The sequence below is a fragment of the Paraburkholderia sp. UCT2 genome, assembly GCF_014397665.1.
GTDB classification, from domain to species: domain Bacteria; phylum Pseudomonadota; class Gammaproteobacteria; order Burkholderiales; family Burkholderiaceae; genus Paraburkholderia; species Paraburkholderia tuberum.
The window spans coordinates 21249-43886 of sequence record NZ_VZQO01000001.1 but is presented as its reverse complement, the minus strand read 5'-3'; the positions used below and the strand labels follow the sequence as shown (position 1 = coordinate 43886).

The 22638-nt window shown below is 57.8% G+C and carries 24 protein-coding genes and 1 pseudogene; 9 read left to right on the top strand and 16 right to left on the bottom strand.

The genetic code is table 11. The features are described 5' to 3' along the window. The first annotated feature begins 152 nt into the window (after window positions 1–152). The 4 genes from F6X39_RS00195 (at window position 153) to F6X39_RS00180 (ending at window position 4557) form a co-directional block, all read left to right on the top strand. Entirely contained in the window at window positions 153–410 is a 258-nt protein-coding gene (locus F6X39_RS00195) for a hypothetical protein (RefSeq protein ID WP_187615345.1), read from the top strand. After that, on the top strand, window positions 410–1888 hold the full coding sequence (locus F6X39_RS00190) for a DUF3987 domain-containing protein (RefSeq protein ID WP_187615081.1): 1479 nt from the start codon (window positions 410–412) through the stop codon (window positions 1886–1888). Before F6X39_RS00195 ends, F6X39_RS00190 begins: the two co-directional genes overlap by 1 nt. A 44-nt stretch (window positions 1889–1932) precedes the next feature. Continuing rightward, window positions 1933–3285, top strand: a complete 1353-nt coding sequence (locus F6X39_RS00185; RefSeq protein ID WP_187615080.1) for a hypothetical protein — start codon at window positions 1933–1935, stop codon at window positions 3283–3285. Between the two features lie 708 nt (window positions 3286–3993). Further along, window positions 3994–4557: a hypothetical protein gene (locus tag F6X39_RS00180; protein WP_187615079.1), complete on the top strand. Its 564-nt coding sequence runs from the start codon at window positions 3994–3996 to the stop codon at window positions 4555–4557. Window positions 4558–4808: 251 nt separating this feature from the next. Here the strand turns inward: F6X39_RS00180 and F6X39_RS00175 are convergent, their stop codons facing one another. Both F6X39_RS00175 and F6X39_RS00170 read right to left on the bottom strand, forming a co-directional pair. Further along, complete coding sequence (locus F6X39_RS00175; RefSeq protein ID WP_187615078.1) at window positions 4809–5945, bottom strand: hypothetical protein; 1137 nt, start codon at window positions 5943–5945, stop codon at window positions 4809–4811. Then, window positions 5945–6550, bottom strand: a complete 606-nt coding sequence (locus F6X39_RS00170) for a hypothetical protein (RefSeq protein ID WP_262412988.1) — start codon at window positions 6548–6550, stop codon at window positions 5945–5947. Before F6X39_RS00170 ends, F6X39_RS00175 begins: the two co-directional genes overlap by 1 nt. Window positions 6551–7441: 891 nt before the next feature. Between F6X39_RS00170 and F6X39_RS00165 the strand changes: the two genes are divergently transcribed. Further along, on the top strand, window positions 7442–8428 hold the full coding sequence (locus tag F6X39_RS00165) for a hypothetical protein (RefSeq protein WP_187615076.1): 987 nt from the start codon (window positions 7442–7444) through the stop codon (window positions 8426–8428). Window positions 8429–8605: 177 nt separating this feature from the next. Further along, window positions 8606–8848: a hypothetical protein gene (locus F6X39_RS00160; RefSeq protein ID WP_187615075.1), complete on the top strand. Its 243-nt coding sequence runs from the start codon at window positions 8606–8608 to the stop codon at window positions 8846–8848. 360 nt (window positions 8849–9208) lie between these two features. Here the strand turns inward: F6X39_RS00160 and F6X39_RS00155 are convergent, their stop codons facing one another. From F6X39_RS00155 to F6X39_RS00145, 3 genes are all read right to left on the bottom strand, one after another. Further along, a complete protein-coding gene (locus F6X39_RS00155) occupies window positions 9209–10651 on the bottom strand; it encodes a hypothetical protein (RefSeq protein WP_187615074.1) in 1443 nt (480 codons plus the stop codon). Window positions 10652–10656: 5 nt separating this feature from the next. Then, window positions 10657–10974 (bottom strand): hypothetical protein, encoded by a 318-nt coding sequence (locus tag F6X39_RS00150; RefSeq protein ID WP_187615073.1) that lies wholly within the window; start codon window positions 10972–10974, stop codon window positions 10657–10659. 280 nt (window positions 10975–11254) lie between these two features. Beyond that, window positions 11255–11788 (bottom strand): hypothetical protein, encoded by a 534-nt coding sequence (locus F6X39_RS00145; protein WP_187615072.1) that lies wholly within the window; start codon window positions 11786–11788, stop codon window positions 11255–11257. Here F6X39_RS00145 and F6X39_RS00140 point away from each other — a divergent pair. Both F6X39_RS00140 and F6X39_RS00135 read left to right on the top strand, forming a co-directional pair. Beyond that, window positions 11751–12317 carry a hypothetical protein gene (locus F6X39_RS00140; protein WP_187615071.1) on the top strand — a complete coding sequence of 189 codons (567 nt, stop codon included), beginning with the start codon at window positions 11751–11753 and terminating at the stop codon, window positions 12315–12317. The genes F6X39_RS00145 and F6X39_RS00140 overlap by 38 nt on opposite strands. Before the next feature lie 196 nt (window positions 12318–12513). Continuing rightward, entirely contained in the window at window positions 12514–12753 is a 240-nt protein-coding gene (locus F6X39_RS00135) for a hypothetical protein (protein ID WP_187615070.1), read from the top strand. A gap of 46 nt (window positions 12754–12799) precedes the next feature. On the opposite strand, the gene F6X39_RS00130 is transcribed toward F6X39_RS00135, so the two are convergent. The 4 genes from F6X39_RS00130 to F6X39_RS00115 form a co-directional block, all read right to left on the bottom strand. After that, window positions 12800–13699, bottom strand: coding sequence for a hypothetical protein (locus tag F6X39_RS00130; protein WP_187615069.1), 900 nt, complete (start codon window positions 13697–13699; stop codon window positions 12800–12802). A gap of 158 nt (window positions 13700–13857) precedes the next feature. Then, window positions 13858–14247, bottom strand: coding sequence for a hypothetical protein (locus F6X39_RS00125; protein ID WP_187615068.1), 390 nt, complete (start codon window positions 14245–14247; stop codon window positions 13858–13860). Between the two features lie 356 nt (window positions 14248–14603). Continuing rightward, complete coding sequence (locus F6X39_RS00120; protein WP_187615067.1) at window positions 14604–15434, bottom strand: hypothetical protein; 831 nt, start codon at window positions 15432–15434, stop codon at window positions 14604–14606. Between the two features lie 155 nt (window positions 15435–15589). Then, window positions 15590–16921, bottom strand: coding sequence for a hypothetical protein (locus tag F6X39_RS00115; RefSeq protein ID WP_316251636.1), 1332 nt, complete (start codon window positions 16919–16921; stop codon window positions 15590–15592). Window positions 16922–17064: 143 nt separating this feature from the next. On the opposite strand from F6X39_RS00115, the gene F6X39_RS00110 reads away from it, so the two are divergent. Then, window positions 17065–17412 carry a helix-turn-helix domain-containing protein gene (locus F6X39_RS00110; protein ID WP_187615066.1) on the top strand — a complete coding sequence of 116 codons (348 nt, stop codon included), beginning with the start codon at window positions 17065–17067 and terminating at the stop codon, window positions 17410–17412. A 6-nt stretch (window positions 17413–17418) separates the two neighbouring features. Here the strand turns inward: F6X39_RS00110 and F6X39_RS00105 are convergent, their stop codons facing one another. The 7 genes and pseudogenes from F6X39_RS00105 to F6X39_RS00075 all read right to left on the bottom strand — a co-directional run bounded on the left by F6X39_RS00105 (window position 17419) and on the right by F6X39_RS00075 (window position 22598). Beyond that, window positions 17419–17709 carry a hypothetical protein gene (locus tag F6X39_RS00105; RefSeq protein ID WP_187615065.1) on the bottom strand — a complete coding sequence of 97 codons (291 nt, stop codon included), beginning with the start codon at window positions 17707–17709 and terminating at the stop codon, window positions 17419–17421. Next, window positions 17706–18089, bottom strand: a complete 384-nt coding sequence (locus F6X39_RS00100; protein ID WP_187615064.1) for a hypothetical protein — start codon at window positions 18087–18089, stop codon at window positions 17706–17708. The genes F6X39_RS00105 and F6X39_RS00100 overlap by 4 nt, the downstream gene beginning before the upstream one ends. Window positions 18090–18187: 98 nt before the next feature. Beyond that, window positions 18188–19081 (bottom strand): hypothetical protein, encoded by an 894-nt coding sequence (locus tag F6X39_RS00095; RefSeq protein ID WP_222945071.1) that lies wholly within the window; start codon window positions 19079–19081, stop codon window positions 18188–18190. 53 nt (window positions 19082–19134) lie between these two features. Beyond that, window positions 19135–20052, bottom strand: a complete 918-nt coding sequence (locus F6X39_RS00090; protein WP_187615062.1) for a phage capsid protein — start codon at window positions 20050–20052, stop codon at window positions 19135–19137. Window positions 20053–20104: 52 nt separating this feature from the next. Further along, window positions 20105–21100: a YqaJ viral recombinase family protein gene (locus tag F6X39_RS00085; protein ID WP_187615061.1), complete on the bottom strand. Its 996-nt coding sequence runs from the start codon at window positions 21098–21100 to the stop codon at window positions 20105–20107. A 71-nt stretch (window positions 21101–21171) separates the two neighbouring features. Then, window positions 21172–22211, bottom strand: a pseudogene (locus tag F6X39_RS00080) (DUF932 domain-containing protein). Window positions 22212–22256: 45 nt separating this feature from the next. Next, window positions 22257–22598 (bottom strand): hypothetical protein, encoded by a 342-nt coding sequence (locus tag F6X39_RS00075; RefSeq protein WP_187615060.1) that lies wholly within the window; start codon window positions 22596–22598, stop codon window positions 22257–22259. Between the last annotated feature and the right edge of the window lie 40 nt (window positions 22599–22638).

Genomic DNA, 22638 nt, shown 5'->3' with positions numbered 1-22638 from the left:
TCCCCCTTGAAACCCCACTAGGCCCCCACTCCATGATGTCAATGCCGATCTACGACGCCACGCATGGCGGAGCGTTTCGGCGTTGACTGCGGATATCGGCACGCGGGCAGCGCCTGAACGCAACACCATGCCTGGCCTCTTTGGAGTCCAACATGGTCCAACAAAACAATCCTGCATCCCTGACGCCGCAAGGCATTCCGCTGACTCGTCCGACCGATTGCTTTACTGCAAATCCGGTGAACAGCTTCACCGACGATACGGAGCAGTTTGCCGAACTGAACGGAGTGAAAGCGCAATCGGTCCGCAAACGGTATGCACAGACTGGTAGTTATTTCGGCATCCGGCCACTGAAGCTTGCGAATCGCCGCCTGAAATGGCCGCATGTGTTCGCCGCCAAGGGGGTGATTTGATGGATCACAACGCCCTCATTTATCCAAATGCCGCGCCTGGTCTACTAGGCCGCATGCTTGCCCGTTTCGGTGACACGCCCAAGGATGCTGCCGGCCTTGGCCCGCAAATGCAAGGCATGATCGCCCTCGGCGCTTCAGGCATCGCCAAAGTCGAACACGACTGCTACGGTCATCATTTGTCCCTATGCAGCGCCTATGGCGTTATTGCGGCCGCCAGCTCCGGAAAGTCCCATCACTCCCGCATGGCTCTCCGCTCGGCACAAACATTTAGAGACTCGATACGCAAAACCATGCGCGAGGAGCGCCTGACGAAGAAGACTGAGCGTGACATTTGGGCCAGTAAATATAGCGCCACCAAGAGCAAGGTCGGTCTAGAGTTTGTGAACGGCGGTGATGTCGTTGGTCATGTGCAAACCTTGCACGATCTCGCGCGTAACGAGCCTGCACTGCCGGTCGAGTCCGCTCTGATGATGACCGACACGACGCGTACCGCGCTAATAAAGCAACTCAGCCTTTACCCCGTAGGCGGCCTCATCACGCCAGAGGGCGGTCAGGTCTTCGACAAGTGGCGCTCTGACGACTTCCCCACAGTCAATACCGCGCTGGAAAACGAGCCGTTAGCCCTCAACCGTATCAAGGATGGCCTAGTACAAGTCGAGCCATACTTGACCATCATGCTGGCAGTGCAGGACACGAAATTCAATGAGTTCCTTGCCCGCCACGGTGCGCAATTCTTCGGCTCTGGGTTGGGCTGGCGATTCTTATTTTCGATCATCCCCGAATCCTTGGTTGGTACGGAAACCAATCGACCGCTGACCGATGAGGACCTTGCACTGATCAAGTGCTACCACGACCGCAGTTACGCACTGCTCGGCATGATGGATGCCAGTGTTCGCGCCGGCCTGTCGAACATGGGTGTGAAGGTGTTGAATCAAGCTGCCAAACGCACGATGGCAGAGTTTCGTCGCCAGCTACGTGAACTGGATCGTTCGGGGCAGTACGCGGCTTGCTCAAGTTTTATCGGCAAAATGCCGGATCACGTCCTGCGCATGGCAGGGCAATGGGCCGTCTTCGAAGATATTGAAGGCGACATTCCGGCCGAATACATTGAAGCTGCGATCCAGGTCGTGATGTATCACCTCAAAGTGCACCGCCTACTTCAGGCCAAGCCACCGCGCGAACGGCAGGAAGCGAACGATGCCGATCTCCTGCTTGGCGTTCTGCATGACGCCATTCGCTACGGCCGTCCGCCGACCCGTTCGGAATTGATGAATCTGGCCTTGAACGCCGGCATCAGCTCTGCGGCGCGTTTCGGCAATGCGCTGGGTTTGCTGGGTTCCGAGAAGAAAGTCGAGGTGTCCCGTACCGGCCGTGTGAATCTCGTTCTGCTGAATCAAGCGCAGCGCACACCGGATACGACTCGACGGATCGTGTCGCCGATTCCGCGCAATATGGACGGCCGTTTCGACGCTATGTAAATCGAGGGGGAAATATCCCCCTATGTTTTCTTCAAGGATTTCCCATGTCCCTTCCCCATCAAGGCCGTCGCCTGACCTCGAAGCAGGTCGCGCTTGCCGAAGCCCTAGCGCACGCCGAGCGTCGCAGCGAAGGCGATGTCGCTGCCTATCTTGATGCCATGCTGCATTTTTCCCCAAGATCCCATGGCGACGCTTTTCTCATTGGAAAAGATATCCGCCGCTTCGCTGGATTGAACGCTTTCTTGTCCGAGGCAATCCCGTTCGACCCGGACGAACTTCGCGTTGCCATTGACCGAGGCGTGCCTCAAGATGATCGCGTATGGCGGCATTTCCCTTTGGTGGCTGACTACTTTCGAGCCTACAGTGACGATTATGCGGATAGTCCACTTCGTTCTATTTTTTTCGAAGTGGTGTCTCACGGTAAGTACTGGCGCGGTCCCTGGAGTATTTTCGACAAGCAGGCTGCTGTGCTGGAAAAGAACTACCATCGCGCTGCGACGACCGAATTTGTCGATCTGATTGGCGACATGCGCAAGTTAGGCTTGACGACTAAAATCTGGAACCAGATGCAGCAATGGACGTTTCCGGTAAACGGCAATGTGGTGCGCGCGAACGATTATGCAGCTTATCTGTTCAATCGCTGTCCGATGGTCTCGGTTGCCGAGTGGGAAATGTGGTATCCGCAAAGCGCCATTGTCGATGATAACGATGCCGCAAATCGAAAGGCGGCGCTCGAATACCAGCAGGAGCAGGATCGTCTATCCAGGCTGGCCGGTATCAAGGGCAATGAGGCCGATGTGGAAACGCTCGGAAATACAATGCCCGTTTTACCGATTGATGTGCTGGCGCGTGATCTGCGGATAATCTTCGACAATTTGGGTAATAAGACCTCGCTCTCGAAATTCAAAATTGGTCACGCGTGCAGTATCGAATGGTCGAGGGTGATCGGCCACTCCGTCCGTTTGATGATGTTCTTCGATGGCAGCGAAGTGGTCGATCCGGCGGCGCATACCGACCGGCTGGGAGACTACTGCGTCGAGGTGACGCAGGGCCGCATGGCCTACGTCAATTGCAGCCGACAACATGATCGGTATCCCGAGGCAGGGTTAATCCATGCCGACGACGAACAGGCGCGCAGCGCGCTATTGCGCCGATTGCTGCTTTGGGCGCAGAAGGAGCAATTCCTGCGCGTGAAAGCGTCGTCGGGCTTCAAGACGTTCCGCACCGGCGACATTCCTGCTGCATGGCGCGCGGCATCCACGAAAGTCTCCGTGTCCAAGGTACCTGACGAGGGGGGAGCTACTTTGGACATCCCCCTTCGGCGGGAGCAAGATGGGCATATGTCTTGTGGCGTTTCGCACAGCGAGGCGATGGCTAGTCGATCTGATCTGGCCTGACGGGCGGTGTCGAGAGCGCCGAGATCGCTTCGGCCCTAAGGCTGGCGGCAAGGCCGATATAGATGTTTGATGGCGAAATAAGAGCCCACGTCCAACGTACCCCGTCTCCTGATGGTACTTTGGACATCCGTGCTCTTGCGCTGGCAGAGGCGCCTAATGGAATAGGCGTTCCTCTGGAAGCGCGATTCAGGCGGGGGCGACGCCGTGCGTCCACCTCACCGACGTTAGCGTGGTCGCGGGCCTGCTCCGATTCACCATCTGCAAGTGCCGAGGGTGCTTGCCGGAGGCTGTTCGGCTAGGTGGTGGCCGGGTGGCCTGGCTCGAACGGGAAATTAGGATTGGATTGCCGAGCGAATCGAGACGCGCGATGCCGCGCAGCTCAACGACATAAAGCATTAGCGGAAAGGGATGCCCCCTTTCCGCTCGCATTTATGTCTCACTGAAAAAAATAAATGCCCATACGAGGGCTTGGCGACAAATGCACCGACGCCCGATACTCCACGCAAAGCTCTCCATGGAAATCGTGATTAATCAGGGTGGTCGCCGTTGCTTCTTATGGAATGAGATAAATAGCAAACACACTCACCATCAAAACAGCAAACATCACCATAAAAGTCAGAAGAGAAGGCACAGGCCCAACGCCTGTGCCTAAAACGATAAATTCATATCGACACAGCCTATCTGCTGAACCACAACTGGAGATTCAGCATGAATGGAGAACACAAGAGCAATCGACTGCTTGATCGAGGCATTGCGCTGGAAAGACACGTATATGAGAAACGATCTCGATATCTGGTCCTATTTCTGACTCTCAATTACAGGCCGGAATATCGCGAGGATATGAAGATCGACGACTTGCGTCGTCATCGTGATCGACTCTTGAGAAACGTCGAATGCAATTCACTACTGAAAGGTATTGAGGCTTATATGTGGAAAATTGAAGAAGGCCCCACATCCGGCCTACACATCCATCTGCTTATTTTCTATTCGGGAAATCACCGGGCAGATGCCTATATCGCGCAGCGTATCGGGGAATATTGGGAGACGGTGGCGACTCGCGGCGTGGGCGCGTATTGGAGCAGCCACAGCAGCAGCGAGAAAGCCCGCACTATTGCTCGTGGGCTGGCCTTGGGCGTGGGGCAGATCGACAGGAACGATACGAGGGGAAGGGAGGCGATTCGGACGATCATCCGGTATTTGGCGCAGCCTGGGCAAGAGGTAGACGGTCGGCCTTGGCATGGACGCATGTTCGATACGTCACGGCTTGACTGAAAGTTTCAGGCGTTTTCGGTAAGCCTGCCTTTGGGGTTTGGGATCGGAAGTGAGCCGTCCTCGCAATGACAGCTTTGTGTAAGGCTGTCCGGTGCTCATGCACGTGAGTACCAGCGAGCCGCACAGTTCATGCTGTGTGGTCATCGCGGCTTGTCGGCGTAGGCCGCTAGCCGAACCGGCAATAGAGGGCGGCTTGGTCAGCCGTTCGATTCCAAGCTCCCCGCTGCAACGAAACGTTGCCGTCTACATGGCTACACGTGTAACGCCTTGACCAGGTCGCGCTGCACGGGTTGCGACAAGCCTGACGACAGCAGGCTGGGAAAGTTCTCCTCATAGACGTTTTTCAGAAGCTCATCCATCTCAACGGAAAGATGGAGCAGCCAGTCGCGCTTCTCAGAGGTGTCGAATATCATGCGGCTTCCATCGGGAACCCACAGTCTGCCGGCCGCAATCGGATCGCGATAAAGGGCGTCGAGATGACGCTGCGTCTCCGAGAGGACCGCAAGGTCGCTATACTGGCATAAGCGCAAAGCGCTCATGTCCGCGTGGTACATGATGGCAGCTATGTCGTAGCTGGAGAGCTGGATGTCGCGGTCGGAGTCAGCCTTGACACTCTTGCAAAGGCGAATTGCCTTGCGCAGTCCGCCGTTGATACTGTCGCATCGGCTGCCTACGCGCTCGATGTGAAGAAATGGCAAGTTGTCAATTGTCTCGCCAGTCTTCTTGTTGTAGATCGTCACCGCTCGATCGGCCTGTCGGCCACTGGCCTGATACTCCTTGGTGTCGTACCAGTGAGCGGGCACCACGTCGACGGACCGCTGCAGCGACGCGCCCGACACCTTTACCGCCTTAGCGCCAGTTTTGTCGACCTTGGCTGCTGGAAACGCATCATCGAGATCCGACTCAACCTGTTGCCGAAGGCTGCTCAGGACGCCACTTGAAGTTCGTTGAGAAGGGTTCGTGTACCCGCCCCGTAGAGCCTGCGCGCCCGTGGTGTTGTACGTGTAGAAATCCTTTGTGATGGCCAGCACGTCCACGTCGCTGACCCGCTTGATGTGGACGTCCAGAGGCACGGAACCCTGCAGCCTGAATTCGGCATCGATGCCCGCTTTGGCGAACCTGTCTCGCAACTGACTGGCTACCCGCTCACCGGTCTGTTCGCTGACTTCGGTGTACTTCTTCCCCACAGCTTGCATGGCACCAATAGCGTACCGCGTCCAGCGTTGGCTTGAGGTGCCGCGCCTTTCCCAGTCCTCGATGACTTCCGCAGCATCCGTGGCGAAGGACCTATTGGAGGCTGATGCAGACTCGAAAAGAGCGACCACCGAGGGTTCGCCCTTGCGGCGTGCCCGAAGTTGTGAGAGGCGAGCGTTGATATCGGAAGCCATTAATTCCTCTTCGTCCAGTTCATCGTGCCGAAGGTTATCCGGCCACGGCCATTGAAGTAGTCGCCAGTCGCCGACTTGAGGTCCTTGGCGATGGTCATGACGGAGCAGCCCGTGTGCGACGCTAAGCCGGCTGCGCCGGCCTTGGGATCGTTCCTGTAGTGATAGAGCAGCACGAATCCGTCGACGCTGTCATGGGCGAGTGCGGCAGAGATGCTGCTGGACCCCGACGTCTTGGTGGCGAGGCGGATACGCAGCTTGTCCCACGACTGGACGATAGTGACTTCGGCTTGCCATTCATACTTGGTCGAACCGTCGCTGTCGAGCGTCTTGCCGGCGCAGTTCCATATGCCGGAGATGTCGGGGACCTTCAGCGCCAAGCCGATGCCCGGCCACTTCCACGCCCACTTGTTCAACACCCAATAGAGGAGCCCGAAAACTGCGCCGGCACCCAGCAACGACATCAAAGTCGGCGGTGCATTGACGTTCCACCCGAATTTTTTTGCCAGATCGACAGCGGTCAGGAGCGTGAACACCAGTGCTCCCGAGATAGCACTCGCTGCCAAGCTCAAGAGCCGACCGACGTTTGCCCGATTGGCTCCGCCCATCACCGAGTATTCGTGTTCTTGTGGGGCGATCATTAGCTTGGAATTTGATTATTCATTGTTAAGCCACGTAAATGGCGGAGGTCATCGCGAAATCAAGAGTCGCTTAAGAGAGTCAGGGTTTATCCTGGTTTTGGATGCTGTATCCTGAACCCCATTCCCGGAGACTGCTATTCGAGACTCGGTGCCGCATTGAGGGGCGACAAGTGCGATGCTTTCACGACAGAGCCGTCGTTGGGCCGGCCGATGGCACACTCGGGTCGCAAAAAGATGCCGCCTGTACAGGCGCGGCGCTTGATGCTCCGACCAAGGCCAGATAACTTGCTCAGTTTGGTGACAATCCGCACTGGCTACGCCACTCGTTCATCATGTCATTGCTGACGGGCAGTTCTTCCCCCATGCCGCTCCGGAAGTCCTTCAGCTTGGCGTCGTAGCAGGCTTGCCCTTGGTTGCTGGATTTCCGACCGGCATCGGCGGGTTCGATGCGTGCGTCCTGATGTTGTCTCCCACATTTTCAAGCTCGCCTCATGGGAGCGATCCGACGAATGCCTTCTACTTCAACGTCGAGGTGAATGTTTCTGCGCTGGGAAAACGAGGTGTTGTTTGAGTGCTGGTGGCTGATGGTAGGCAAAGGGCCGACTGACGTTGGGTGCGCACATCTGAACGTCGATCCGAGCGTGTCATAGAACGGCCGGGGGATAGCCCGACTCTCATAACCTCAACTTCTCGAATCGCCCGGTGCGGACCCGCATGCCTGGTGGTGTGGCAAGGAACGGCCTCAGGGCCGTCCCCTATGTCGATTAGGGCCTAGCAAATTGACGCCGTTTAGCGGAACTGGAACTGTGTTTTTATACAGTATAATTGGTCTACCTGATAGCAGCGGGGGATGGCTTAATGATGGACACGTCGTTGATCGAAATCCGCACGTTTAGCAGCCCCGAAGAGATTCGGGAACTTCCGAACTTTATCGAAGAGAACCCGATCACCAAAACCAGCTATAAGCGGCTGATCGGTGACTACCACTTCGGAGAAGAAGTATGTTGCTGTGTCCAAAAAGACAATGGAAACCTTTGCCGAGAAGGACATAAGCGAGGTTGGGTCGCCGAGCTGCTAGACGGGTCAGCGACGATTATCGGCAATCACTGCGCTCAGGAAAAATTCGGCGCCGACTCTCGCCTCATCAAGGATCAGAGTCAATATGTAAATGAAAAGCGGCGCCGTGAGCGGCTGGCCGGAATACTTGTCCAGATAGGGGAAAAGGCACAGCGTCTTGAGCACCTCGATCAGCTTCGTACTAGCTTGAAGAACCTCGAAAAGCGGATTCAGGCTTTCACTGGCGAGTTAGGTTCATCTACCGTGCGACGCCTGCAAGACATGGCGAGGACGGGACAATCCGGAGTGACCTTAACGGCCGTGAAATTCCGGGCATACATCGACGACAACGGTCAGAGCAAGCGTGAGCGGAGTGCGTTTGAACAATCGTTAGGCTCCCTCGATGGACTGGACTTGATGCAGCCGTGGTCGTATTTCACAATCTACGATGCAATTAAGGATGTTGGGCGCGCCCACGAAGAAGCCGAGCAGCTCGGCCCCAAGCCTAAGAGCGCGGACGTCGACGCACTGGCTAACCGCCTGAACGAATACGATCGCATATTCAGGGACGGGAATCGTCTGCTCAACCTTGAACAGGTTTTTTTCGCCAATAATTTCTTGCCGCTTTGTTTTCTAGAGACCGACAAGACCGAGCGGTATAAGGCCGCAAGAATTGCCATGCGTCGGTCCGGAGTGGTCGGCCGCAAGGATGAGGCCAAAGCATGGCTCGCGGCACAAGAAAAGGCCATCAAGCAACAACTCGGTATCGATGTGATCGAAATACGCTAGAAGTGCCACCGCACGCTTCTCACATTCGATGGCGGATGCGCGACCAAGCGTGCATGATTGGCTAAAAGGGCAAGCGTGCGCCGCTCGGAAGGTTCTATCGGTCTGCACCGGCGCGTTGCTGTTCGGCGGTGTGAGTGTACTCCGCGGGCGGCGCGCTACCACCCGTCGCACGTGCGAATGCTTAATCTGCTCGTCGTGGACCTCGGTCGATTCGGCCACGCGTGGGGCGAGCGGCTCGCCGCAGAAATTGAAGCGACGCGCTTCATCAATCTCGTCGACCGAGTTTGGTTCGAGCGCCGCGGGATAACCGGCAAGGCATGCGTTGCCTTCCATTTGGATATCGACGTAGATCGAATGCTATTGAGCGGACGATCGAACGCGCCGAACTCGGCGCGACGCTCGAGACCTATGATTCGGTAACAAAGGGTGGTGCGTGATTCTTGGTGGATGCGGAGGGCGCGCTAGCCGCTGGCAGCTCGATTCGCGCATGAGCTGTATTAGCCGGTACTCGACCGGCCAGACAATGTCAGAAGGGATATCGTCCACTCCCGACCGTCGGAATGGTTTTCCGGGGCGATTCGAACCTCAAGCCTGCGCCGCTGGCGCACCGCTTCGCGGCCTCGGGCTTGACCTTCTCCTCGCCCCGGAAAGGCAGCTATCAAGTCGGGAATGACGAAATAAACTGACGATGTCTGTCGAGTCAAATCCTGTTGTCTACACATGAGCCCGCATAACCTGCTCGCTCATCCGCGCCGAACCTCGCCGTATGCCGTCACGCTATCAGCTCGCGACAGCATGCAACAGCGTGCCGACTTCAGCTTCCTTCACGAGTTCGATGTAACGACGTCTGTCGAGGTTCGATACGAAAGCGTCCAGCTGCGCTAGCGATGCACCCTTAAAGCTTCTCTCCAGGCTGGATCGCGCCAAAGCGCGAATTGCCGAATTCAGGTGCGCATGCAGCGTGAGACGATCGGCGTCGGGCTTCTCCCATTGTCTACTGAACACGGATGTCATGAGCAGTCGGCGCAAAGTGGACATGTCCTGACTGGCTGTGATCAGTTTAGATCTCGTCGAAACTACGGTGTTATTCTTCCTTTTTATCCGTGGATCCTCGTTCGGGATCCAAGAACCATGTTGGTAACACCATGCGAGGACAATCCACAGCAGAGCCCTTGCGCGGGCCGGGTATCCGACGAGAAACTCATTCAACTGACTTTCGTCCTCGAAGAATTCGTCGCGAGCGCTGGCTAGGAGAGCATCGACTTGCTCACCGATACGCTCTTGGACGCCGGCGGTGAGTGGTTTGCCCTTCTCGGTGAAGGTGCGTGCGAGAGTCAGCTCGGCCAGCGCAGCGTAGTCAACTTGGCCCTCAGCGCTTACTTGCTGGACCGCACGACTCAAGCCGTCTCGGACGACTTCACTAACTTCGCCGAAGATCCGCTGCAGCATCGGGAGGACTTCCATCAGCCGCTTCTCGTAGGCCCAAGTCTCTAAGCAATGCCGGTTCACGGCTGCATGCACTAGAATGCGCGAGAACAGGGAGTCGTCCGACGCAGGCGTATCTCGAATCTTGACCCGCCAGGCATGAGCGTCAATCGCACTCTGCAATCTTGCGATGGTCTTCTCATGCGCGGCGCGTACTTCTTCCGTGGACATATCCGGTGTGACGGGATGCGGGAATGCAGCCGCTCCCCGTTCAAGTCGCATTCCTTCAGAGAAGTAATTCGCTAGACACCATGCCGCGCAATCAACACCGCTGCTTTGTGGTGACGGTGCTTTCTTCGTATTTACCACATGCGAATCAACAAGGTTCAGTATGTGCGGATACCGCTCACGCTCTTCTCGCGGAACACACAACGACACAAGGTCGAGAAACCGGCGACGGAGTTGCATCGGTTCGATTATCTCGACGGGCGGCGTCGTTTCGCGACTCGTTGCAATCGTAACCCCAATGCGCGATTTCAAGCTCGCCTCATCGCGGTTCCCGTTGATAAGCTTCTCGTGCGGGTACGCTACCTGCGAAATGCTCAGCCATTTCCGGTTCTCCCGAATCATGATCGCGTACAGCATTCCGAAGATCTGCATCTCCTCGTCGGATACCGGAGGCGCCTTCTCTAACGACAATATGTCGCGGAGGCCGTTTTCGAGGGAGCGCGGGTCGACGTCGTGGCTCGCCTTCCTCCACCAAGGTTCCAGCGCTTTCCGGGCGAAATCGTAGTTCATCGCGCTTACGCTCCCTTGAGCTTCGCTAGCGGTTCCGCCTCTTCCCGCTCGGTCGCTTCTTCGGTTTTTAAGCGCTCCCGGGCACGCTGCGGCACCCGCTCGCCGGCCTCATTGCTCCGATACGCTGTGATGGTTGCTCCTGCTAACACTAAGCCTTCAGCGAGCGTCTTAACCCGGCCCGCCTCCAGATATTCCTTTCCGAGCGCGTTGATGCAGTCGGCTTCGTTGCCCGACTTGAGGGCTTGGTGGAGATGCCAAAACTGCTGTCCGTGCCGGACAACCAGCTTGCTCTCGTCGAGATAATCCAGAATCTTCTTGCCCACGTTTCCCCCTTCACGTTGAGATTCCTGCGTTGGACGCCACTGCGCGATCCGGGCGTCGTCGTTCCTAATATCGCAGCACTATGCAGCAATCTCACGCACGAATTCCCCGCGAAATGGCGGTGCAACTCTAAGTCGACTGGTTCGGGCTTTGCGGGGAATTCGGCTGGGCGGCAAGAAATTTCTAGACGAAAAGAAAGCCCGTGCCCGCAATGCTCCCGGATCGCTTCGATCGTCTGGAAACTAGAGATACGGAAAAGTGACGTTTCCAAGGCCGGCGTCATTAAAACTGCGTAATGCCGCCTTGTCGGAAACTGAACAGTTCTGTCTTGCTGGCCAAATAGACCCGGTCAACACCCGGTGCGCAACTCATGGCCAGACAACTGTTGAAGGCCGAGCCTCGATTTGCTACTGCGGGAACGTGAACTCCGAGAGGATGCAGCCGGTATGACCACCCAGCGATCCGATAGTCATCCGCCGTCGTGGAACGCGACACAATAATCGCGCCATCATGAACCGCTGCGTTAAGATGTATGGCGGCTTCAACCATCGTTAAAAAATTGTCCGCCAAAGGCATACCAGTAGCGGGATTGGGGTCGCGTGGCATTGGGCTGCAGCCGTCAGGAAGCGTTGCACCAGTGCACAGGCAGACAATCACCGCTGATTGCCTATCCGCACGATCTTGCAGGCGCAGAAGAATACGATCGATTTCGTCTAATAACAATTCGCTATTTCCTTTACTTATGCTCCACCTGCTCCCCATGCGGAACGCCATCCGATTGCTGATCGCACTCGTGGCAATTGCCGTGGTTTTCATGTTCGGAGTCGGTTTTTTAGACGACAAGGATATCGTTAAAACTGCGACGCAGGTGTTTCGGTGGTCCGCAATCGTGGTGATAGGTTTGACCTTCCTTTGCTACGCCGGATGGCGGTGGATCTCGCCTATACAGCGGTGGATCTTTCCGTATCTGGGCGGTAACTGGGAGGGCACGCTTTTGTATCCTCGCGGAACGAGCGAAGAAGCCGTTCCCATTCAGTTGCTCGTAAAGCACACTCTGTTCGGGATTCGCCTTTTGTTAGACAGCGCCGAGTCGACATCGCGGACCTTGGTCGTGCATGCAGAGAGGGATCCTGATTTCGAGCGTTATCGACTGTACTACGTGTACTTGAACGAACGGAAGGAAGGCGTGGAGGGCAGCGGTGCCCGATATCGAGGGCTGGCTGTGCTTCGTGTCGACACGGCTCAGCGACAGTTGCACGGTGACTATTTCACGGAAACGCATCGCCGAGGTAAATTCTCACTGGATTACAAGAAGCCGACGACTTGGTGGAAGATCTGGCGCTAAGCTTCTTGAGCGTGGATCCTACGCGGTTGAGTACCCGCGCCAGAGCATCCCAAATCACCCTCCGCATTGTCCGACGCCGAGGATCAACGTTGAAGTTTGCCTGGCGGATTGACTAAGCACGCGAGCTTGGCGATGCGGTGGAGGACTGAACGCCTTGATGGCGGATGATGGTCCGCGTTCGAGCTAGGAGAGTACAGTGCATACGGCTACCATCGGACCAGTTGATCCGGATGGCTTCACTGTGTCGACCATCATCACTCGCAGTGTCGAGCCGTCCGATGCCGATGAATTGTTGGCGGGCTCGACATACGCGGCGGAGTCGACTGAACCCGCTGATCCAGACATGATCCTGCCGGATTCAACTGTTTTTACGAAGTCGCTCGAACCGGCTGATGAAGAGTGCAGCCATCCGCTATTCGCATCGGCAGGTCATTAACTGCCCCAGCCGACGAAGGCGGTAACACATCGCTGACTGTCGATGATTATGCGTCGATCTTTCGAGAGACGCGAATAGGACGGGCACCTTCGCCACGGAACAGGACATATTCGGTCGCACGGCGCATATCGTCATCGAGGACAAACTTCAGTCGCTTTCTTCGGAGCACCAACGGCGTCCATATCGCCAGGGACAGCATCCAGCGGTTTGCCATCAGCGTATATAGCAGCACGCCGGGCAAGTTCCAATAGCGCCGACAAGACAGCACTTCCTCCCGCAACACCTTCGCATTGAGGCCCGGCAAACCATATTGACCGCAAAAGCGATAGGCCAAATGAATGTTCAAATCCTGCTTCGCCCCTTCAAGAGCGCGGGTGTTGTACAGCTTCCCGTCCCACCGCTGCCAACCTGGATTAAGCGCGTCAACGTGCGTTGGAGAAGAACGCAGCGCCGCTGGTTTGAACTCCTCGACGTTTCCGTCGCGGGCCAAGCGTATCGGGAAGACTTCCGTGGACTCGTAACTGGCAAATATGCCGTCCTCGTCAGCCCAGAGCGTTTCGAGGGGAAACCCGGGAAGAGTCGCCTTGAATACGTCTCCGGGCTCGAGTCGAAAAAGGTGAATGAATTCCTGAAACTTCAGCTTGCCGTTTTGGGCTTCCGCGCAGAGCAGTAGTTCGTCAATCGCCGACTCGCCCGAATTGCGGACCAGCAAGTAAGAAGCGCCACGGTAATCGCGGGTGTAAGGGGAGGCAACCAGCAATTGAGTGTCCACGCCACGAGTCAATTCTGTCCACCGTCGCTGCCATTTCCGAAGATCCAGGTGATAGAGATGTGCTTGTTCCAATACCGGTTGGATGGTCACCGCTCCGAGCGCTCTGCCTAACCATCGAAGCACGCACCAAATTCCCTTGAGGGGCCATTTCAATAGCAACAACAGGTGCTCCATCCAGACGTCCTAAGAGTTGCAGTGCAGTCAATCCAACTCAGCCTCGCCCGATCGCGCCGTCGGTGTAGGCGATTTGGCTCAACTGGCATAGCGGGTGGTCTCCGTGAACCCTCCACCCAGATAGTGGAAGGTCGACATATTGATCTCGGGCAATGAATTCAAACGCCATACATCCGGTAGACGCGCTCTCGCTCTTTATCGGTCAATATTTTCTTTTGACGCTCAGACAAGTCACGGGGGTCAACGTCTCCGACAAGCGATTTATATTCAGCCAATCGATGCAGGCGATATGTGTCGAAGAATCCGTCCCCGGGAAGGCCAGTGTCTTTTTTTGCCATTAAACTCGTGTAATTTGCTGTCCGGAAGTCACCAATTTCATTGGCAACAGCTTCCAGCGCACGATGGCATTCGCCTCGCTCCATGGGAGTGGCTTCTTTGGGAAGCTCAACAGTCTCGTATAGCAATTTGAAGCTGACTGTCCGCCTTTTTTCTGCTGCGCTTTGCAATATCCGAACAATTGCGCGCACCATTTCATCATGGCTCAACATTTGGCACCTTTTCTGATAGTGACTTAATCTTATTTGCGTAATGGCCATTTGGCTTGATGCGTGCCGGCTGCTTATTGCAATAATGCTGGGTGAATTAAATTCTTGATGTGAGCACCAGCAAGCGCCAGACCTAAAGCCTTGATATTACCTTGGTGTTAACGGCACAACGACGGAGAACTTGTACCTGAATGTTGAGTAGGGGCGTGTGTCGCAAGTACGGTACGGATTGCAAGGACAAAAAAAATTCCGCCCGTACTGGCACGGCATCCTTGCTAAAACCCTACCGGATTGCCGGACCGCAGAACGGCATCGGTAGTCTTCGTCGTCGCCGCCGTTGCCGATTCGGATACTTGTGCCTACTGGCCGGGGACGATGTTGTCCGGAACGTTGAGCACGGTGTGAACGTGATCGTCGCCCCGGTGGTTGAGCAAATCCAACATCGTCTGACTCCAATTCGTGTCGAGGCGCGTGGTGCCGCCGTCCTGCTTGGTTAGCTCGACACCGACCCATGCGGGCACGACCTCGCTATTCCGAACGAACCACTGGAAGACTTCGCTGGCCTTCGCGACGTTCCCGTATGTCCTGTCGATTTTCGCGAGTGCGTCCTTCTCCGACTGCTCGAAACGGGCTCGCTCCTGCTGCACGCCGGTCTGGTTGCTCCGGGCATCATCCAGTTCCCGTTGTGCCCGCTCGACGGCGGACTGGGCCGCTTCCATTGCGCTCCCACGGTTGACCATGCCCTGTTTCAGAGCCTCCGGAATGTTCGGCATATCCGCTCCTGATTGCGCGCCACTGGCCTGCATCTGCGCGAGCTGGCTCTGGGCATCGGCGAGCTGTTTCTCCAGTTGCTCGGGGCTCTGAATGCTCCCGGCGCTCCGGTCGAGGCCGTGGTAATAGCCCTGGAAGTCGTGCTGCGTATCGATGATCTTCTGCTGACGGAAGGCTGCAAGAAGCGCGGGGCCGCTCTTCAGTTCGCAGCGATATTCCACGACCGTGCGGTTCGTGTCGTCCTTGAACGTGCGCCAGCTGTCCTGCTCGCACGAGTCACGGTTCGAGAGGGCCGTCTCGTAGGTATGGGTCGAATCTTGTGGAACGGTTGCAGTCTTGACCGTATCGACTTCGGAGTGGCCGCAGCCAGCCAATGCTAGGCTTAGGAACGCCGCCGAGGCAAGCGTGGTGAATTTCATGTTCATCAGTGAAAAAGTGAGTAGAGATTGGCGCGCGCTGCCGACGGAAGCTCGCTCGCCTGATAGAGAAAGCGCAGCCGGCCGGAACCACCAGCCGCTGCGCCGGGAAAGATGCCGCCGCACCCTGAAGGGCCGAGGCATGGATAGCCGGAGGCTTACTGCGACAGCCCGATCGTTACGTATTTCGTGTCGGTATCGAACGTGAGCGGATCGTCGGTTCCGGTTGTGCTGCTCACGGTGATATAGGCGTACTTCGTCATGCCGGATGCCGGATCGGTGTACTTGTAAACCTTGGCATGCGCGACCGAATGGTTTGCTGGATCCGCAATCCCGTCAGCCGTCAGTGCCTGGGCAACGCTGACCGGTGCATCCGTGCCACCATCAATGCCGGTGAACGTGGAGTTGCCGTTCGTGAATGTCGTCGTACCTGATTTCGTGCAGTCCTCATACTCGTCGAACGTCTTGCCGTTTAGTTCATACGGATCGGTCACTTCGGTCAGGCCGCTTGACACGTACACGTACTGCCCCGGTTGACCAGTGGCGATGCTACCGACACCATTGGCCGTGCAGAGCTGGCCGACCCGATTCCCGAGTAGGCTGATGACGGCGGTAAATTTGCCAGCGTCGGAAAACGAGGTCACATTGCCGTCCGCGTCGATCTTCGCCTTGGCCGTGTACTGGCCGCGATTCGGATCAGCGATGGCGATGCCGAACGTGCCATCCAGATTCACGGCCGAGCCGATCTGAATCGCCGTGATACCCGGAGTGGTGTAGGCCATCGCGGCATAAGCAGCCTGCGTCAGCGCTGCGCCATTGGCCGTTTTCATCGCCGCGTCCGACTGCGACAGGCCCGAAGCCGTCAGCGCCGCGCCATAGCTTTCGAGCAGGTTATCTCCCGCGTCGTTCTTCTCGGCCTTGAAGCTGGTCGTGAGCGGATTGAAGCCAGCGGGCAATACCGGCTTGCCCGGCAGCGTCGAAAGCGAGGTCTGGAGCTTCGTCAGCGCATCAGCCAGATTGCCGCTCGTGATCGCGCTCGCGAGATCGCCGTTCTTAGCGCTATTGAACCACGCATCCGGGTCCTGCTTGCCGAGCACGCCGACCATGAGATCGGTCAGCGGCGTGATATTGGTCGTACCCGCAGCAGCGGCGACCGAGTGCAGCGGTGAGGCCAGAGCGGCACCATTGGCCTGGCCTCCCGATACGCGTACGGCGCACGGGTAATCCGTGCTCTTGAGCGAGACATTCCAGCTACCGTCCGATCCCGTTGTAGCCGAAGCCGTCGCGCCCGATGTGCATTTCAATTCGACCGCCCCGCCGATGATTGGAGAGCCAATGGCCGCCGTACCCGTCGTGTTGACCGAAGCGGATCCACTAGCTGCGGACGGCGACGTTCCGCCGCCGCCCCCTCCGCATGCGGCAAGCGCCGCGCACATGGATACGCCAAGCGCGAATCCGGTGATTCTCTTGTTGATCTTGTTTTTGTTCACTGCGTGGTTCCTTTTCAGGTGGCTGATGAAGGGAGGTTGTCAGGAAAGATATCGGCATTCATCCTAAAAGGTTTAGTGTCATCGCCATAGGTCCTTAAGTTTTTTGAGGCGTAGCTCAACCATTCAGGTTGAATGGAGGGTTCATGGCTCAAGTCGATCAGGAACAGCTCGCCGTGGTAGTTGGCCGGGCGATCGCAAAACATCGTGTGGCAAGCGGCTTCACGCAGGAACAGGTGGCCGAGGCGCTAGGAATCGGCAATGAGGCGGTTTCGCGTATGGAACGCGGGATCGTGATGCCAACCGTGGCGAGACTGGTGGAACTGGCCGACCTGTTTGAGTGCAACGCGGCCGACCTGCTGACGGAAGCCAGCAGCCGCACCAGCGATCAGGCGAAGCACGTCACACAGCTTCTGGCGAAGCTCGGCGGGAATGACCGGGCGATGGTGGTCGAGATCGTTGAGCGCCTGGCTGGACGACTCGCGAAGCGTTGATGCCAGTCAGTAGTCTTCTGGCAACAGAATCGTCGTGACCGAACGGTCAGCTTCGGTGATGATCCAAACCTTCCCGCCGCCGGACAGGTCATAGTTCGACAGAAGGCGTTTGCCTGTGAGCAGCGCCAGTTCGTTCGTCGTCTGGTCTTCAATCGAAAGATCACCCCAATCGCCATGAATATGGCGGGCGAGCAGCACGACCCCCGATATGCCGGCCTCATCGAGTACGGCCTGTGCGGCTGGCGTGATGACGGGGCGTCCCATCGGAAAGCGCGGACCTTTCGCATAGCGACTCATGCTTGCGCCTCCTGAGCGTAGTTCACGGAAGGCCAGACCGGATGGCGTCGATGGGCAGGCCGATCCGCACGTGTGGCGCTATCGGGCACGACATCCTCAAGTCGTTCGATGGTCGTGCTTGAGCGATCCCACTCGGTGATCACCAAAATGCGAGTCTGGTCCGGTAGCCGGTAAAGTGAGATCAGGCGCAGACCAGCAGGGATCGACATGTCATTCTGCTGGCGGTCCTCGTCGGACACCGTACCCCAGTCGCCCGCAACGTGCCTGAGCAAAACACTAATGACGGGGATGCCGTTCGCATGCAGCGCTGTGAGCGCGTCCGATGCAACGAGCAGGCGTCCCGGACGGAAAAGCGGTCTAAGCCGCGTAGGCTGATTCATGATGATTTCTCCAGAATACGGACGAGCACGCGCCTCCGGATGAGCCGGATAGCGTGATCGCGAAAAGAAAGTGGGTGGTGGACGCTCTCGCGTCCGGATCAGGACATAAACGGACCGAGCTGGCGGCGGAGGGCGGTGGCTTTCGCCTGCGAGCAACTTAGGTGCCGGCGAATGTCGGAGACGGTCGGTCGTAGCAGTCCGGCCTCAATGTCCCGGACGAGCTTCGTAACGTCGGCATCCGGTTCCGTCGCGGCTGTGACAGCGGGCGGGGTTGCAGGCACTGCGGCAGGCGAGGCCACCGAAGCGGATTCCAATCGTTCCTGTATGACGGGATCGACGGCCTCGTGACGTACCGCAGTCATGGGAGTCACACGCGGTAGTAGTGCGAGCCACCAGACCAGACAGGCCATGGTTTCGAGGGTGGCCGCGAACGCTAGTCCGGCGAGCAGATCAAGTTTCGCTCTCGCCATTCCGATGAGTGCCGCAAGTCGCGCCGTGACAGGATCGTCACGGACAGCATCAAGGCGTGTTTCGGCTCGATCCTCAATTGCCCGATCCCGCCGGACCTCGCCAGCTTCGGCATCCAGCGCATCGAGTCGTGCTGCCAGTCCGACTCGACGCCCGCGCAGTACCGGACAGTCACCGGCACAACGACGCGCATTGGCCTGGGCCAGTTGCACCGCGACCGATGCGCGATCCGCCATGACCGTGGTGAGACTACGGTGTGACGGAATACTGGCACCCGGTAAGGCCGATACCCGGACGTCACCTGCGTGCGACTGCGACATGAGGAAGAACGTCGCGTGGCCGAAAGAAGCCGCCGCCATACAGGCGCACCAGAGCAGCACACCTGTACCACGCACGGCAGGCGGAGCCGATCGGCACAGGGCTGGGAGCAGATGCGCGCCGCTGACCAGCACAACACCGACCGCAATCCACACGAGCCGTTCCGATAGCCACCCGCCGCGCTGCCAGCCGGCCAGTACCGACATGCAGACAGCCGTACCGGTTGCAGCGACCGCCAGAACGAGTGCGGTACGGCGAATCACGCGGCCTTCCCACCGAGCAGTGCGGCACGTCGATCCAGCCGGTCTTTCAGGCTGCGAGTGGTCGTTGCGTGGCTATTGTCGTGACCATCACCGTGACTACCGTCGTCACCGGACTCCGCCGGATAAAATTCTTCGGCGACCGCCGCGCTTTCCTCGATACTGTCCTCGAACGCGCCATTCGCAAATCCGGCGCGCGCTGCGGCATCGAGCGCGCTCTGATCGAATCCGGCTAATTTGCGTCGCGCATCCAGCTCGCGTGCTTCGATGATCGCGGCTTCTAGCGTGCTGCCCGCCCGCACGCAGAGGTCGACGTAATAGATCGCCGAGCGGTAGCTTTGCGTCGTCGATTTTCCTCGCAGCCTGAGTTCCAGTGGCAGACACGAGAGCAGGTTGCCCGACACCGCACTGAAATAATGCAGACGTGCGGCAAGCGTCCTGATTGAGTTGAAGGAGGTCGTTCTAAAGATGAAGCTCCCGAGTTCATCCTCGTCGCCGATCGCGACGTTCAGCCGCCCGTAGGGTTTGCAGTTGCCCGCTTGTCCAAACGTGCAGCCATCCGGTGTCGAACAGCCCATCGAGGTGATGCCGCCTTCCGTGACTCGCTTGCAAGTCTCGCCGTTCCCAATACAGACGGGGCGGCCGGTATCTCGGTCGAACAGCGAATACTCGGCACGCAAGTTCAGATCGGGATCGTTAAACAGGAAGTGCACGGGGATCGCGCGTAGCTTGCCCGTCGTGGCCTTGCGCAACGATTCGTTCAGTGGGTGCAGCACCCACTCTCCGCGATTGATCACTTGAGTCGTCAAAGTAAACTGGTCGTCTTTCTCGGGGAGACGCTTGCCGTTCTTCTCGACAACACGGCCTATCGAGATCCTTCCTACAGTTGGGGGCGTAATAGCCAAGCCTTTAAGCATGTCTGGCTCCTATATGTAAATAGTGGGAAAGCGAAGGGGATGAAAAAACGGATCAGGCCGAGATCAAAAACCGGCGAGTGCCCGGCTTCGTGATGGCATACTGCGTGGCAAATTCGGGGTGATCACCGAGTAGGCGTTTCAGGTCGATACCCGAGCCGTCCTTGCTGCGCTTGAATGACACCGACCCCGTTTCGAACTCGGCGCGATCGGCTTCTCGCATGGCCTGCTGAATGGTCTGCTTGAGCACGGCTTCCTGTGTCTCGCGTTGCTCGATTTCGGCCCGTACCGCGACCAGATCGGCAAACGTGGCCGACAACTTCCGGTCGTCCGAGAAATCGACCGTGCCTCTGGTGCCGGGGTACAGACAGCGTAGCGCGCGATCTGCCGATTCCGAGCCGTCCGCTGGCGGCGGCGTATCGGTTTCGACGTACCGCCAGAACGTGGCTTCGAGCTCGATCAGTCGGGCAATGACCTCGTCATCACGCTCGACGCGATGCACCTCGAGCTTCTGCCCGCACAACAGCACGGCTACGTCGGCTGCCTGTTTGCCGGTCACGGCAAGCTGGTGCTGGACCTGACAAACGACATATTCGGGCACGCCTTCGCGCCATAACCGTGCGCCAAACTCACCGGCCGTCTTGCATTCAAGAATCTGGAGGCCATGCACACCGACGATCTCGCGGTCGATGTTGGCAAGCATCCAGGGGATCGTCGGATGCTGAAGTACCGCGTTCACCTTGCGCACACGGTTGCCGGTCTGTTGCGTGTAGGCGGCGGCTACGATGGGTTCTAAAATTTGTCCCCACCAGACAGGTTCGCTCGTATCGTCCGGGTCGGGCTTCGGCAGGTTGGCATCACGCCCCGTCTTTGTTAGCCACAACTCAAGTGGCGACTGGTACGGACTTACCCCAACGGCGGCGGCGGCGTCACTGCCACCTATTCCGGATTTCCTCACCTCAAGCCAGTCCTCGCGCGGCATGTTCTTCGTATCCACAAGCCGCAACGCAGCACGATTGGCGCGATGCCCTGCATGTTCAGGCAAAGCCATGTTCAACCTCCATAAATGAAAACGCCCGGCGGAATAACCCGGCCGGGCATGGATGGGAAAGAGGTATGGCTTCAGGCGACAAGCTTCACCGCTTCTTCCCATGCTCGCTGCTTGAGGGTGGCTCCCGTACCGAACCATGCGGCATCGCGCCGATGATCCTCGCTGCGCGCACGGCGCTGGTGGTCCACAAATTCAGTGATTGAATTCACCAGCCCCCATGCCGTACCGGATGCCGATGCGAGCGCGTCGCGCCCATGCCCTTGCCGGCATACAGTGACTGCACGGCCTTGATCGCGGAATCGTTGGTGGCCGGCACCGGCTGGCCCGAACTGACCGGGTACGTCAGCACGCGACGGAAGAAGGCTTCCGCGGCGGTATCGTTGACCTTGCATTCGGACAGGGCCTTCATCCTCGTTATAAATCCGTCCCAACTGGAAATCGCGATGTTGAGCTGTCGTTTGACGGCCTGCGCGTCGAACTGGCTGCGGTGAGGTACTTTGACTGCGCCCGAACTGTCGCCGAGCGCAATCGCGAGTGTGTTGTGGCAGACGACCCGAATACTTGTGAACTGCGCCGTGGTTGCCAGAGAGCCATCGCACGAGGTCGAGAGCAGCAGATAGCCGTTCACAGTGTCCTTGCCCTTGAGCGACACGGACTGGCCGGTACGGGCCAGTGCCCACAGCTTTTTTCCGTCTTTGAGTGCCCCTGCAGTCTCAAGTTGGTAGCCCCCCGCCTCGACGAGATCGCGGTAGAACTCGATCAGCTCAATGGGCTGCACAACCGCATACCTGGCAGACACTACGGACAGCGGAGCCTTCGTGTCCGAGCGGTATAGGACTTTTTGTTCGGGGAAGGCGTGGATCGAACCCAGACTGGACCCGGCACTACCTGACACAAAACGCACTTCGGTTTCCTCGATACGCCAGTTCATACCGGCTTGCTGAGCCCAGACTTCGAGCGGTTGATTGGCCGCAAGCTGATTGCCCAGACCGTGCCAAGGCGTTTCATTGACGTAGGCCATGGATTGGACGAGATGCATCGTTGTGTTCCTTATAGAGAGAATGAGAAATAGACAGCAGAAATGCCTACAGCCCCGAAGGGCTGTAGGCATGGCTTGCCAAAAGAGGAAAGGGGTAAGCGAAAGCTCCAGCGAATGCTAGGACGTGTGCTGCCTGCTAAAGGTGTGTCCGCACACCTGGCACTCGTAGTTGTTGAGCACATGGGTATCGATCTGTTCGCCGATGGCGGAACCGGCGGCGCAACCGGCTGCGCCGCCAAATAGCGCACCCATGAGTGCGCCGGCCAAGCCGCCGAAAATGGAGCCGACAGGGCCGGCGACCAAGCCGAGGGCCGCGCCAGCTTCGGCACCGCCCAGTGCGGCAGCGGCGCTACCTGCGGCGCCGCCAGCAGCGCCCACAGCACTGCCCGCTTTGCGGGCATAGTCGCGGGTAGCGATCTTGGTTGAATTACAACAGGGGCAGGAAACGGAGGGGGACATATCAGCCTCATGAAGGTTCAGAGCAGCCTAATGCCGCCCG